Origin of the sequence: Streptomyces sp. NPDC001508 (assembly GCF_040298665.1) — a bacterium.
Lineage (GTDB): Bacteria > Actinomycetota > Actinomycetes > Streptomycetales > Streptomycetaceae > Streptomyces.
This window is the reverse complement of sequence record NZ_JBEPAP010000114.1, coordinates 1-13,509: the sequence shown is the minus strand read 5'-3', so window position 1 is coordinate 13,509 and position 13,509 is coordinate 1. Positions and strand designations below refer to the sequence as shown.

Here is a 13,509-nt window from a genome sequence, read left to right as displayed (position 1 = left end):
TCGATGATCAGGTCAGGGAGATCGCGAGGGCGGCGGCGGATCGTGGTACGCCGATCCGTATCGGGGTGAACGCGGGGTCGTTGGACCGGCGGTTGCTGCAGAAGTACGGGAAGGCGACGCCGGAGGCGCTGGTGGAGTCGGCGCTGTGGGAGGCGTCGTTGTTCGAGGAGCATGATTTCCGGGACATCAAGATCTCGGTGAAGCACAACGATCCGGTGGTGATGGTCGAGGCGTACCGGCAGTTGGCGCAGAGGTGTGACTATCCGCTGCATCTGGGGGTGACGGAGGCGGGTCCGGCGTTCCAGGGGACGGTGAAGTCGGCGGTGGCGTTCGGTGCGCTGCTGTCGCAGGGGATCGGTGACACGATCCGGGTGTCGTTGTCGGCGCCGCCGGTGGAGGAGGTCAAGGTCGGTATCCAGATCCTGGAGTCGCTGAATCTGCGGCAGCGTGGTCTGGAGATCGTCTCGTGTCCGTCCTGTGGGCGTGCGCAGGTGGATGTGTACAGGCTGGCGGAGGAGGTCACGGCGGGTCTGACGGGTATGGAGGTGCCGTTGCGGGTCGCGGTGATGGGCTGTGTCGTCAACGGTCCCGGTGAGGCGCGGGAGGCCGATCTGGGTGTGGCCTCGGGCAATGGCAAGGGGCAGATCTTCGTGAAGGGTGAGGTGATCAAGACGGTGCCCGAGTCGAAGATCGTCGAGACCCTCATCGAGGAGGCGATGAAGATCGCGGCACAGATGGAGGCCGACGGCGCCGCGCCGGGCGCCCCCACCGTCACGGGGACACCGACAGTGACCGTGAGTTGAGCAAGCACAAACCGAGAGGGGGCTGAGCGTGACGATTCTGGAGAGCATCCGGGGACCACGCGACCTGAAAGGGCTGTCCGAGGCGGAACTCGGTGAACTGTCCGAAGAAATACGTGAGTTCCTGGTGACCGCGGTGGCCAGGACCGGCGGCCATCTCGGGCCCAACCTGGGCGTGGTGGAACTCACCGTCGCACTGCACCGGGTCTTCGAGTCGCCGGTCGACCGCATCCTGTGGGACACCGGCCACCAGAGTTATGTGCACAAACTATTGACGGGGCGTCAGGACTTCTCGAAGCTGCGCGGCAAGGGCGGCCTGTCCGGCTATCCCTCGCGCGAGGAGTCCGAGCACGACGTCATCGAGAACAGCCATGCCTCCACCGCGCTCGGCTGGGCCGACGGGCTCGCCAAGTCCCGTCAGGTGCAGGGCGAGAAGGGCCATGTGGTCGCGGTCATCGGCGACGGCGCGCTCACCGGCGGCATGGCCTGGGAGGCGCTGAACAACATCGCCGCCGCGAAGGACCGCCCGCTGATCATCGTGGTCAACGACAACGAACGGTCCTACGCCCCGACCATCGGCGGCCTCGCCAACCACCTCGCCACCCTGCGCACGACCGACTCCTACGAGCGGGTCCTCGCCTGGGGCAAGGACGTCCTGCTGCGCACCCCGGTGGTCGGCCCCACCCTCTACGAGTCGCTGCACGGCGCGAAGAAGGGCTTCAAGGACGCCTTCGCCCCGCAGGGCATGTTCGAGGACCTGGGTCTGAAGTACCTCGGCCCGATCGACGGCCATGACATCAGGGCCGTCGAGTCCGCGCTGCGCCGCGCGAAACGCTTCCACGGCCCGGTCCTCGTGCACTGCCTCACCGAGAAGGGCCGCGGCTATGAACCGGCCCTGGCGCACGAGGAGGACCACTTCCACACCGTCGGCGTGATGGACCCGCTGACCTGCGAGCCGCTGGTGCCCGCGGGCGGGCCGTCCTGGACATCGGTGTTCGGCGACGAGATCGTCCGCATCGGGGAACAACGGGACGACGTCGTGGCGATCACGGCGGCCATGCTGCACCCGGTGGGCCTCGGCAAGTTCGCCGAGCGCTTCCCCGACCGGGTCTGGGACGTCGGCATCGCCGAGCAGCACGCGGCCGTATCCGCGGCGGGCCTGGCGACCGGCGGGCTGCACCCGGTCGTCGCCGTCTACGCCACCTTCCTCAACCGCGCCTTCGACCAGCTTCTGATGGACGTCGCGCTGCACCGCTGCGGTGTGACCTTCGTCCTTGACCGGGCCGGTGTCACCGGCAGCGACGGGGCCTCCCACAACGGCATGTGGGACATGTCGGTCCTCCAGGTCGTGCCCGGCCTCAGAATCGCCGCGCCGCGCGACGCCGACCAGTTGCGCGCCCAGTTGCGGGAGGCCGTCGCCGTCGACGACGCGCCCACGCTGGTCCGCTTCCCGAAGGAGTCTGCCGGGCCGCGGATCCCCGCGGTCGACCGCGTCGGCGGCATGGACGTGCTGCACCGGGCCGAGCGGCCCGACGTCCTGCTGGTGGCCGTCGGCGTCATGGCCCCGGTGTGTCTGCAGGCCGCGGAGCTGCTTCAGGCGCGCGGCATCGGCTGCACGGTGGTCGACCCGCGCTGGGTCAAACCGGTCGACCCGGATCTGCCCGGGCTCGCCGCCGGCCACCGCCTGGTGGCCGTCGTGGAGGACAACAGCCGGGCCGCCGGGGTGGGCTCCGCCGTGGCGCTGGCGCTCGGCGACGCGGACGTCGACGTGCCGGTGCGCCGGTTCGGCATCCCGGAGCAGTTCCTCGCGCACGCCAAGCGCGGGGAGGTGCTGGCCGACATCGGTCTCACCCCCGTCGAGATCGCCGGACGGATCGGCGCGAGCCTCGCCGTCGGGCAGCAGAGCGACGGCACAGTCAAGGAGAAAGCTGAATGACCAAGGAGTTCGACCTCGGCGCCCTCCTGGCCGAGCGCGGAGCCGAGCGCTACGAGCTGCACACCAGGTACCTGAACCACCAGCTCCCGCGCATGCTGCACACCATCGGCTTCGACAAGGTCTACGAGCGGGCCGAGGGCGCCTACTTCTGGGACGCGGACGGCAACGACTACCTGGACATGCTCGCCGGGTTCGGGGTGATGGGCCTCGGCCGCCACCACCCGGTCGTGCGCAAGGCGCTGCACGACGTCCTGGACGCCCAACTCGCCGACCTGACCCGGTTCGACTGCCAGCCGCTGCCCGGACTGCTGGCCGAACGGCTCCTTACCCACAGCCCGCACCTGGACCGGGTGTTCTTCGGCAACAGCGGCACGGAGGCGGTGGAGACCGCGCTGAAGTTCGCCCGGTTCGCCACCGGCAGGCCGCGCGTCCTCTACTGCGACCACGCGTTCCACGGCCTGACCACCGGCTCGCTGTCGGTCAACGGCGAGAAGGGCTTCCGGGACGGCTTCGCCCCGCTGCTGCCCGACACCGCCGTACCCCTCGGCGATCTCGACGCCCTGGCCCGGGAACTGGCGAAGGGCGACGTCGCCGCGCTGGTCGTCGAGCCGGTCCAGGGCAAGGGCGTGCACGAGGCCCCGCCCGGCTATCTGCGCGCGGCGCAGGACCTGCTGCACCGGCACAAGGCCCTGCTGATCGCCGACGAGGTGCAGACCGGACTCGGCCGGACCGGGGACTTCTACGCCTACCAGCACGAGGACGGCGTCGAACCGGACCTGGTGTGTGTGGCCAAGGCACTGTCCGGTGGCTATGTGCCGGTCGGCGCCACCCTCGGCAAGGACTGGATCTTCAAGAAGGTCTACTCGTCCATGGACCGCGTGCTGGTCCACTCGGCGAGCTTCGGCTCCAACGCGCAGGCGATGGCCGCCGGTCTCGCCGTGCTGGCGGTGATGGAGGACGAGCAGATCGTCGCGCGCGCCCGGGCGACGGGCGAGCTGTTGCGCTCCCGGCTGGCCGCGCTCGTCGACAAGTACGAACTGCTCGCCGACGTCCGCGGCCGGGGCCTGATGATCGGCATCGAGTTCGGCAGGCCCAGCTCGCTCAAGCTGCGTAGCCGCTGGACCATGCTGCAGGCCGCCCGCAAGGGCCTGTTCGCGCAGATGGTCGTGGTGCCCCTGCTCCAGCGGCACCGCATCCTGACCCAGGTCTCCGGCGACCACCTGGAGGTGATCAAGCTGATCCCCCCGCTGGTCATCGGGGAGGCCGAGGTCGACCGGTTCGTGGACGCCTTCACCGCCGTGATGGACGACGCGCACAGCGGTGGCGGTCTGATGTGGGACTTCGGCAAGACGCTGATCAAGCAGGCGGTCGCCAACCGGTGACCGTCCCGCACGACTTCGCCGGTTGTCGGGCGGCGTTTGCCTCTGAGGCAAGAAATTTGCCTGAGGGGCAAGCCTGCGGCTCAATGGAGGCGTGAGCTCCTCCGAAGCCGAGCTGTCCGCCGTCGCGCTCCAGCTGCGCTCGTTGCGCCGCCGCGCCGGCCTCACGCTGGAGGCGGCGGCGCACTCCGCAGGGCTGTCGCCCGCCCATCTGTCCCGGTTGGAGACCGGACAGCGCCAGCCCTCCCTGCCGATGCTGCTCGCACTGGCCCGCGTCTACGGTACGACCGTCTCGGAACTGCTCGGCGAGACCGTCGCCGACCGGGACGCGATCGTGCGCGCCGCCGACATGGAACCGACCCGTGCGGGCGGCTGGACCTACTGGCAGGCCGGCGCCCCCGGCCGCGGCATGCAGGCACTGCGCGTCCGCGTGCCCCACGGCTCGCAGCGCGACATCGTGCGCGTGCACCCCGGCGAGGAGTGGCTGTACGTCCTCAAGGGCCGGCTCGCCCTGCGCCTCGGGGACACCGCCCATGTCCTCGCTCCCGGCGACAGCGCGCACTTCGACTCGCTGACCCCGCACCGCCTCGCCGCCGAGGACCACGGCGGGGTGGAGCTTCTGTTCGTCCACACCCTGCTGCAAAGTCCCACGGCCGCGCTGTGCCTGGGCCCCATCACTGGAGAGCTGCCATGACTGACATGGAGGAGAAGTTCCCGCGCGCCCTGTGGGTCCGGCTGATCATCTACATCGCCGTCGGCCACATCGTGGCGGGCTTCATCTATCTGCTGTTCGAGGTGGGCGCCAAGGGATGAGCGGCGACGGCACGACGGCCGGGTGACGGCCCCGAAGTGAGCGTCCGTCAGTCCAGCAGCCGCTCGCGCAGCCGCTCCCGGGTCGGCGACGCCAGACCCAGCCCCTGCTCCAGATAGGCGTCGACACCGCCCCAGGTCTGCTCGACGGTCTCCAGGGCGGCCGTCAGATACTCGGCGCGCGCGTCGAACAGCGGGCTGATCAGTTCCATGATCTCCGGGGTGTACGCGGTGTCCGCGCCGCCGCTGCGGCGCACCCGGTAGCGGCGGTGCTTGGCGTTCGACTCCAGATAGTCGGCCAGGATCGCCTCGCGCTCCACTCCGAGGGCGAGCAGTGTCACGGCGATGGACAGGCCCGCGCGGTCCTTGCCCGCCGCGCAGTGCATCAGCGCAGGGACGCTGTCCTCGGCCAGCGCGTGCAGCACCCGGGAGTGCTCGGCGGTGCGCTCCGTGATGATCGAGCGGTACGAGACGATCATCCGGTGCTCGGCCTTGCCGTCGCCGAGCAGCTGCCGCAGCTCGCCGACGTCGCCGTCGCGGACCATCGTCCAGAACTCGGCGCCGTCCGCAGGGTCGGTCAGCGGCAGATTGACGTTGCGCACGCCGGGCAGTTCGACGTCCGGCCCCTCCAGCTTCTGGTCGGCGCCGTTGCGGAAGTCGAAGATCGTGTGCAGGCCCAGGGAGGAGAGGAACGCGGCGTCGGACTCGGTCGCATGCGCCAGATGACCGCTGCGGAACAGCACGCCGGGGCGCACCCGCCGGCCGTCCGCGGTCGGCAGTCCGCCCACATCACGGAAGTTGCGCACACCGGCGAGTTCGGGTTCGGTCGACGGGACCTGCTGTGTCACGGAGGCTCCTCGCGGTCACTCCCCGCGACGTGGGTCGTCGACGGGCACGCCGTCGACCATACGACATGGATTTCCCGCGGCAGCGAGTTATCCACAGGCGTTGCCCCACAGGCTCGCCGCACTTGATGATGGTGCGGCGTGAGCGGATCTGGGGGCACTTGTGAGGCTTTATGACGGACATCGCCGAGGACGGTCGTACCCGACCGTGATGCCGTGCTGTGGTGCCACGGGCTGCGCACCGCACTCCGCGACGATCGGGACACCGCGGTCCTTCGGCCGTACCGCGTCTGACTCTTCTGTCTGGATTGCCGGTTATGCGGTGAGGGGCGTGAGGAGCGTCATACCCGTGACGGTGCGTCGTCCGTCATGACCACGTAATGCACGGGCTTCTTGCGGGAATTGGGAAAGCCCGCCACCGCGACATGCACGGACGGTGACCGGGAATTCCCGCGACGGATCACGGGAAACGCGCACCGGGTGAAGCGGCTCCTTGTCCGTTCGCGTCCCGCTCGCTTACGTTCGCCACCAATCCGGACGGACCGCCGAATCCTGCCGCCGCCCGGATCCCCGACACACACTCACCCGTGCCCGGCAGGAGCGGGGGACCCACCAGGCACGACTGCCTGTCCCGGTCTCCGGGACGGCTAGGGGTGAAGCCGCGCCCTGCGCGGCCGGGCAGCTCCAGCCCGAACCCGACAGCTCACCTCGCAGGCGCCGGAGAGGAATTCGCCATGCCCGCGAAGGGTAAGCACCGCCGTCCCAAGTCCCAGCGACTCACCCGCTCCATCGCCGCCGCCGGAACCGGCGGCGCCGCGCTCGCCCTGCCGCTCATCGGCGCCGCCGGGGCACACGCCGCCACCCCCGACTCGGCGCCCCGCGCCGCCGCGCAGCAGTCCGTCCAGTCCGGCACCGTTGAGCAGACGACGGCCGCCGCGCACTCCGGCACCCGGACGTACTCGGTGCGGCAGGGCGACTGGCTCGCCAAGATCGCCGAGGAACAGGGAGTCAGCGGCGGCTGGCAGCGGATCTACCAGGACAACCGTGAGGCCATCGGCGGCAATCCCTCGCTGATCCACCCCGGTCTGAAGCTCACGCTCGGGGAGCGGGCCGGGACGGGGACCGACTCCTCGTCCACCGAGCCGTCCTCCGAGAAGTCCTCGTCCGCCGAGTCCGCCGAGTCCGCCGGGTCCGCGCAGCCGTCGGCGCCTTCTTCGTCCGACACCTCGTCCGACAGCGCTCCGGTCGCCCAGAACACCGGGACCGCCGGCACCACCGACACCGCCGGCTACGGCCTCCCGGTCAACGGCGCCCGGATCGGGACCGCTTACCACACGGCGGGCAGCATGTGGTCCAGCGGTTACCACACCGGTGTCGACTTCGTCGTCCCGACCGGCACCTCGCTCAAGGCGGTCGGCGCGGGCACCGTCGTCTCCGCGGGCTGGGGCGGTGCCTACGGCAACCAGGTGGTCCTCAAGCTCGCCGACGGCTACTACGCGCAGTACGCCCACCTGTCGCGGCTGTCCGTCTCGGCCGGCCAGACCGTGACCCCGGGCCAGCAGATCGGCCTGTCCGGTGCGACCGGCAATGTGACGGGCCCGCACCTGCACTTCGAGATCCGCACCACGGCGAACTACGGCTCGGACGTGGACCCGCTCGCCTACCTCCGCACACACGGCGTCACCGTCTGACGGCAGCGACACCCCCGCACATGGCGTGGGCCGCACCGGAGTCCCGGTGCGGCCCACGCCATGTGCGCCCGGCGGGCGCGGCAATCCTTCGCCCAACACCCCCGCCCTCCGGCCTGTTCCCGCGTTGGGAAACTCTTGGGGAGTGTCTTATCTCACCGTTCGTCAACCCTTTCCTACGATCGCGTAGGTCACATCCGAAGGGGAATCATGGACCGACGTGGCAGACGATTCGAAGAGTGACAACACAGCTGTGATCGGGTCGTACGTGGCGGTGGGAGACAGCTTCACCGAGGGCGTCGGCGACCCCGGCCCCGACGGGGCGTTCGTCGGCTGGGCCGACCGGTTCGCGGTCCTGCTCGCGGACCGCCGCCCCGAGGGCGACTTCCGGTACACCAATCTCGCCGTGCGCGGACGGCTGCTCGACCAGATCGTGGCCGAGCAGATCCCCCAGGCGGTCGAACTCGCGCCGGACCTCGTCTCCTTCTGCGCGGGCGGCAACGACATCCTGCGGCCCGGCACCGACCCGGACGAGGTGGCCGAGCGTTTCGAGCGGGCCGTGGCCCGGCTCACCGCGGTGGCCGGCACCGTCATGGTGACGACCGGCTTCGACACACGCGGCGTGCCCGTGCTCAAGCATCTGCGCGGCAGGATCGCCACCTACAACGGGCACGTCCGGGCCATCGCCGACCGGTACGGCTGCCCCGTGCTCGACCTGTGGTCACTGAAGGCCGTACAGGACCGCAGGGCCTGGGACGACGACCGCCTCCACCTCTCGCCGGAGGGGCACACGCGCGTCGCACTGCGGGCCGGCCAGATGCTCGGCGTCGAGGTCCCGGCCGACCCGGAGCAACCCTGGCCGCCGCTGCCGCCCCGCGGCACCCTCGAAGTGCGCCGCGACGACGTCCACTGGGCCCGCCAGTACCTGGTCCCGTGGATCGGGCGCCGGCTGCGCGGCGAGTCCTCGGGCGACCATGTGACGGCCAAGGGCGCGCTCTCCCCTGACGACATCAGGACACGCATCGCATCCGTGGCCTGAACCACCGGGGCGGGGACCGGGGCGCGCGGCTCGGCCCAGCCGCGCCGTCAGCGTCTCTTGGCCCAGGCCCAGTTCGCGGGAGACCACCTCGTCCACCAGGGCGGCGGCAACGGCTCGAGGCGGCGGTGGACCCCGACGAGGCGAACCCGGGCACCCACACTGCGCTCGGGACCGCGGCACCGTGCCCGGGACCGCGGCACCGCGTCCGGGTACGACGTGGGTCGCACGGCGAGCCCGTCCAGGAGAGCCGTCGGGTGCAGCGCCGCGCCGGCCGGGTACGGGCATCCGATCTCGCCCGCCACCACGCCCTCGGCGAGCGCCGCCCTCCACCGGCTGTCCAGGTTCGGGTGACGTCCCGGAGTGCCGGCTCGCGCGGCGTCACCGCCCAGCCGTCGACCCACCGCCGTCGGCCCTTGGCCCGGCCCGTCGGAGCGTATCGGCGCACGGCAGCGCGCAACTGGCGCAGTGCGCTCGTGCGCGGTACTGCACGAGTGCGTTGCGCACCCACCCCGGCGTGGCGGCCACGTCGGCGATCCGGACCGCCGCCACGCCCCGCGCCTCGATCCGCTGGATGGCGGTTCGCTGGGTCCGCGGGGTTCGCGGGGCCGTCCCGCGCGCCGGCGGGCGGGGCCGGTGCCAGGTCGATCAGGGCGTGCATCGAGGGCCGGCATGCCGGCCGTCTCCACGAAGCCCCGGCGGCCGGTGAGGTGATCGGCCCGGTCCCGGAGTGTCACACGGGCCGACCATAATGGAGGACTCCACCGACTCCACCAGGAGGTACCGTGTCCGGTTCGCGTTCCCTGAGCTCCGGGCTCCGCGCGCTGCAGCCCGCGGCCTTCGGCGCTGACCCGGGCGGGGCCCGCCTGGCGCGCATCCGCACGTCGCCGCACTTCAAGGACGGCGTCTTCCAGAACCCCGGCGGTCCCGCACGGACCCGGCCCTCCGGCTCGATGCTGGACTTCGCCAAGGTCTACTTCGACCGGGACCAGCGGCCCCGCCGCGGCCCGCGAGGCACGGTTCCGGTGCACGCCACCACCCTCGCCGACCTGTCCCGACCGCCCGTCACCGGGCTGCGGCTCACCTGGATGGGCCACTCCAGCGTGCTCGCGGAGATCGACGGGCACCGGGTGCTCTTCGACCCCGTCTGGGGCGAGCGCTGCTCCCCGTTCGCGTTCGCCGGGCCCAAGCGGCTGCACCCGGTGCCGCTGCCGCTGGCCGCGCTCGGCCCCGTCGACGTCGTGGTCATCTCCCACGACCACTACGACCACCTGGACCTGCCCACGATCAAGGCGCTGGCCGGCACGGACACCCGGTTCGCGGTGCCCCTCGGCGTCGGCGCCCACCTCGAACACTGGGGGGTGTCCGCCGACCGGCTGCGGGAGCTGGACTGGCACGAGTCGACCCGGGTCGGCGGGCTCACCCTCACCGCCACCCCCGCCCGGCACTTCTGCGGTCGCGGCCTGCGCAACACCCAGCACACCCTCTGGGCGTCCTGGGCCGTCGCCGGCGACCGGCACCGGATCTACCACAGCGGCGACACCGGCTACTTCGAGGGCTTCAAGGACATAGGAGCACAGCACGGCCCGTTCGACGCCACGATGATCCAGATCGGCGCCTACAGCGAGTTCTGGCCCGACATCCACATGACTCCCGAGGAGGGCGTGCGCGCTCATCTCGATCTTCAGGGCGGGCGGGCGCACGGGGCGCTGTTGCCGATCCACTGGGGCACCTTCAACCTGGCCACCCACGCGTGGGCCGAGCCGGGGGAGTGGACGCTGGCCGCGGCCGGCGCGGTCGGACAGGCGGTCGCCGTCCCGGTTCCGGGCGAGCCCTTCGAGCCCGCCGGGGACCTCCCTGCACGCCCGTGGTGGCGGGATGTGTCCCTGCCACTGAACCGCAAGTGGCCCGTCCCGGAGATCACCCCGGACACCTCTCGCGACGACCTCGACCTCGTGGGCGAGGGCTGACGGTGGATGAGCCGAGGCGCGTGACGGAAGTCCTTGCAGCCATGTCGGAGAGCGAGCGAGACCAGGTCCCGCGGCTCATCGATGGGCCGGCGCGTCGGCAGAGTCAGGAACGAGTGTCCGAGTACCGGCCGTTGCCCTCCGCCGGACGTAGGGGCGTGAGTGTGCGCGTGACCGTGAATGGCGTCTTGCGCCGCGGCAGAGCGAAGGCCGCATCAGGCCGGCCACTCTCCCGACGAAAGAGAACTGCCAGTACGTTCTTCGTCTGCTGGTGGTACGCGGCTCAGATGCAGTTTGACCAGCGAAAACAGCTCCGATCGTGACAAGCTGCGGACGGCTGGTCCGGGTATGGTCCGGATCTTGGATCGAAGTGATTCCTGGTGACGAGTGCTGCTCGCTAGGCCACGGCGGGCCGCAAACGACTGTCCTGACCGGGCTGCGCCAAGGCGGTATTCGGCGCCGGCGGGGGCCAGCGGTGGTTTCATGGGCCCGGCGTTACTCCCGTGGCGCTGTCCTCGCAGGACCGCGCCGACACCGCGCTGAGAATTCGTCCCGTGCCTTCCGCCCCTGTCACACTCCCGGGTCCTGGCCCCAGCACCACGGTTCGAAGGGGCGGCTCCGGCGCACCATGGCTCTGAGCGCGCTTCCGCTGCTTTTCGCCATTCGTCGGCAGAGTTCCGCTTGGCGTGACCGAGGCTGTTTCCGCAGGTGAGAGATGGACCGTCACGCGCCGTGTGAGGGCTGGCGGAAAGGGCCATGGTGAACCGCTTGGGAGCCGAGAAGGGCGTTCGCCCAGCTGAGCTGCCTCAGGCTCGCTGCCCCGTGATTGGCCTGACGGTGTGGGCCCTCCTGGCCTGATGGCGACTCGACCGGGGCGTAGCGCCGTGATGACCCATCAGTTGCTGTCAGTGCCCACTGCTACACCCTTTTGTTGGGATGAGCCGCGCTCCGCGGCCCACCGACAGGAGGAGGAAGTATGTCGAAGGTGCCGGACGGGTTCCACCGGGTACGCGGACACATCCGCCGCAATCCGAAGGCCAGGAGCGCCAAGCGCATGAGCGGTTGGATGATTGCCGGCTTACTGGCCGGCGTGTGGCTGTGGGGGCAGGTGTTCGGGTTCAGTGAGTCCACCGCCACGACACCGCCGACGGATCCGACGCCGGCGGCCGGCGCGACGGCCGACCGCTGATGGGACGGATACGTCTGAGGCGTCCTCGCGGTGCCGCGGAACTGGTCGCAGCGGCTGTGGTCGCCCTGGCTGTGCTCGTCCTGGTGGTGCGGACGGCGGCCACGGCGGTCGGCGCACTGAAGGCGGCCTGGCCTGCCCTGCTGGCTCTCGCCCTGTTCACGGGAGCCGTCGCGGCGTGGCGGATCAGGCAGGCGACCACGATGCGGCGTCGGGCGAAGGAGCGGCTGGCCACTCTGCGGATCACGCTCGCGGAGTTCGACGCCATGGACGACCGTCGCTTCGAGTACGCCCTGCGGGATCTGCTGGTCCGCGACGGCTGGCCGGCCCGCAGAGTGGGTGGCGGCGGCGACCAGGCCGCCGACGTCATCGGTGACCATCCGCAGCGCGGCCGGATCGTGGTGCAGGCCAAGCACACCCGCGTCGGCGGGAAAGTGGGCTCATCTGTGATGTACGCGGTGAAGGGGACGGCCGGGCCGGTCCACAAAGCCGATCACGCTGTCGTCGTCACCAACGGAGCCTTCACCCGCGATGCCATGGCGTGGGGCGACCGGCACGGCGTCCACTGGATCGACCGGGAAAAGCTACGGCGCTGGGCCGAGGACGGTGCCGCTCTGCACGAGTTCCTCGGATTGTCCGCGCGCTCCCGCCCGAGCCGATTCAGGCGTGCGGCATGACTGGCAAAGAGCGTGATCGCTGCCCAAGACGTCTGGAGTTGTGGTGTTCGACGAGGACGGGTCGCTCGACCCGCTGCTGAAGTTCCTGCTGTATGCGGTCATCGCGCTGGCCGTCGGAAAGATGCTCTGGGAGTGGCTCACCGAGGACGTCGGCCGGTGGATCACCGTAGATGTGGGGGCTGATAGCCGATCACCCGTGGTGGACCGGGCTCTTCGTGGTCGGCGGACTGCCCATGCTGCTCCTGCTCGGCAGAATCCTGTCATTCCTGTTCGGCGCCAACACCTACGCCAACGCGGACGACACGTTCGTCGCTCCCTCTGGCGATGCGATCGAAGCGGACGCGCTGACCTTCAAGATGAAGCAGCTTTCGTCGATGAGCGCGACGGGTTTCGAGCAGGCGTGCAGTGACCTCCTGGCCCGTGACGGATTCCGGCGTCCCAAGCGGGTCGGAGGCGCCGGTGACCTCGGCGTGGACATCACTGCCCGCGATGACGATGACCGCCTCCTGATCGTGCAGTGCAAGCAGTATCAGAGCCCAGTCGGGTCAGGCCACGTGCAGAAGTTCAACGGGACAGCCCGCCCGCACCACGGAGCCGACCTCCCCATCATGATCGCGCTCAACGGCTTCACGCAGCCAGCGATCGACTTCGCCCATCACCAGCTCATCCTTATGGGCCGCCCGGAATTGAAACGATGGGCCCACGCCGAGCACCTCTACGACGTCCTCGGCATCCAAAGCACGACACACTGACGCCAGCGCACACGGGCTGAGTCCGTCCCGGGAGATCCCGCCCAGTGGCCGGTGGTCCCGTTTCGGGCTCAGTCCGGTGCGGCCCGTTGTCATGGAGATCGGCCCGGGCCCTCCCGGCGAAGAGCCCCCCACAGCGAGGCGGCCTTGGGTCGAGAGATCGTGAGGCGACACTCCTGTGACGACGCCGCGGTCTCCGGCATGCCGGTCCTCCCCAATGGGCTGTCTGCCCCAGCCGCTCACCTTCTGAAGCGCGATCCCTGACCATCCGTGACCTTGCTGCTCGGCGGGTGTAGGTACTGAGGCTGCTCCGCAAGGCCGCAGTAGCGGACCCACTTTTCAGCCTCGATCCACCGCGTGAATTCTGATCAAGGGTGTCGGGCGGGTTCCGGGTGTTTCTGCGGGGTGCGGGCAGCGGCGATCGCCGGGTGTCCGT

The 13,509-nt window shown here is 70.4% G+C and carries 12 protein-coding genes, 1 pseudogene and 1 riboswitch; of the genes and pseudogenes, 11 read left to right on the top strand and 2 right to left on the bottom strand.

Features of this window, described 5'->3' with window-relative positions; all coding sequences use genetic code 11:
- The 5 genes from ispG to ABT245_RS44865 all read left to right on the top strand — a co-directional run.
- On the top strand, positions 1-803 hold an 803-nt coding region (gene ispG / locus ABT245_RS44885; protein WP_351746681.1), incomplete at its 5' end, for a flavodoxin-dependent (E)-4-hydroxy-3-methylbut-2-enyl-diphosphate synthase.
- Positions 804-831: 28 nt separating this feature from the next.
- Positions 832-2,736, top strand: a complete 1,905-nt coding sequence (gene dxs, locus ABT245_RS44880; RefSeq protein ID WP_351746678.1) for a 1-deoxy-D-xylulose-5-phosphate synthase — start codon at positions 832-834, stop codon at positions 2,734-2,736.
- The gene (locus ABT245_RS44875) at positions 2,733-4,118 is read left to right on the top strand and encodes an aspartate aminotransferase family protein (protein WP_351746675.1); all 1,386 of its coding nucleotides are present in this window, start codon (positions 2,733-2,735) and stop codon (positions 4,116-4,118) included. The genes dxs and ABT245_RS44875 overlap by 4 nt, the downstream gene beginning before the upstream one ends.
- A 91-nt stretch (positions 4,119-4,209) precedes the next feature.
- Positions 4,210-4,809 carry a helix-turn-helix domain-containing protein gene (locus ABT245_RS44870; protein WP_351746672.1) on the top strand — a complete coding sequence of 200 codons (600 nt, stop codon included), beginning with the start codon at positions 4,210-4,212 and terminating at the stop codon, positions 4,807-4,809.
- The gene (locus ABT245_RS44865; RefSeq protein WP_351746670.1) at positions 4,806-4,928 is read left to right on the top strand and encodes a DUF6126 family protein; all 123 of its coding nucleotides are present in this window, start codon (positions 4,806-4,808) and stop codon (positions 4,926-4,928) included. Before ABT245_RS44870 ends, ABT245_RS44865 begins: the two co-directional genes overlap by 4 nt.
- 47 nt (positions 4,929-4,975) lie before the next feature.
- Here the strand turns inward: ABT245_RS44865 and ABT245_RS44860 are convergent, their stop codons facing one another.
- Complete coding sequence (locus tag ABT245_RS44860; protein ID WP_351746667.1) at positions 4,976-5,773, bottom strand: tyrosine-protein phosphatase; 798 nt, start codon at positions 5,771-5,773, stop codon at positions 4,976-4,978.
- 569 nt (positions 5,774-6,342) lie between these two features.
- Positions 6,343-6,500: riboswitch (cyclic di-AMP (ydaO/yuaA leader) on the top strand.
- A gap of 4 nt (positions 6,501-6,504) precedes the next feature.
- Here ABT245_RS44860 and ABT245_RS44855 point away from each other — a divergent pair.
- On the top strand, positions 6,505-7,461 hold the full coding sequence (locus ABT245_RS44855; RefSeq protein ID WP_351746664.1) for a M23 family metallopeptidase: 957 nt from the start codon (positions 6,505-6,507) through the stop codon (positions 7,459-7,461).
- A gap of 250 nt (positions 7,462-7,711) precedes the next feature.
- Complete coding sequence (locus ABT245_RS44850) at positions 7,712-8,497, top strand: SGNH/GDSL hydrolase family protein (protein WP_351746684.1); 786 nt, start codon at positions 7,712-7,714, stop codon at positions 8,495-8,497.
- A gap of 47 nt (positions 8,498-8,544) precedes the next feature.
- Here the strand turns inward: ABT245_RS44850 and ABT245_RS44845 are convergent.
- A pseudogene (locus ABT245_RS44845) lies at positions 8,545-9,070 on the bottom strand (TetR family transcriptional regulator C-terminal domain-containing protein).
- A gap of 209 nt (positions 9,071-9,279) precedes the next feature.
- Here ABT245_RS44845 and ABT245_RS44840 point away from each other — a divergent pair.
- The 4 genes from ABT245_RS44840 to ABT245_RS44825 all read left to right on the top strand — a co-directional run bounded on the left by ABT245_RS44840 (position 9,280) and on the right by ABT245_RS44825 (position 13,076).
- Positions 9,280-10,464 (top strand): MBL fold metallo-hydrolase, encoded by a 1,185-nt coding sequence (locus ABT245_RS44840; protein ID WP_351746661.1) that lies wholly within the window; start codon positions 9,280-9,282, stop codon positions 10,462-10,464.
- 973 nt (positions 10,465-11,437) lie between these two features.
- Positions 11,438-11,650: a hypothetical protein gene (locus ABT245_RS44835; protein ID WP_351746659.1), complete on the top strand. Its 213-nt coding sequence runs from the start codon at positions 11,438-11,440 to the stop codon at positions 11,648-11,650.
- On the top strand, positions 11,650-12,324 hold the full coding sequence (locus ABT245_RS44830) for a restriction endonuclease (RefSeq protein WP_351746656.1): 675 nt from the start codon (positions 11,650-11,652) through the stop codon (positions 12,322-12,324). The genes ABT245_RS44835 and ABT245_RS44830 overlap by 1 nt, the downstream gene beginning before the upstream one ends.
- A gap of 233 nt (positions 12,325-12,557) precedes the next feature.
- Positions 12,558-13,076, top strand: a complete 519-nt coding sequence (locus ABT245_RS44825; protein WP_351746653.1) for a restriction endonuclease — start codon at positions 12,558-12,560, stop codon at positions 13,074-13,076.
- Positions 13,077-13,509: the final 433 nt, after the last annotated feature.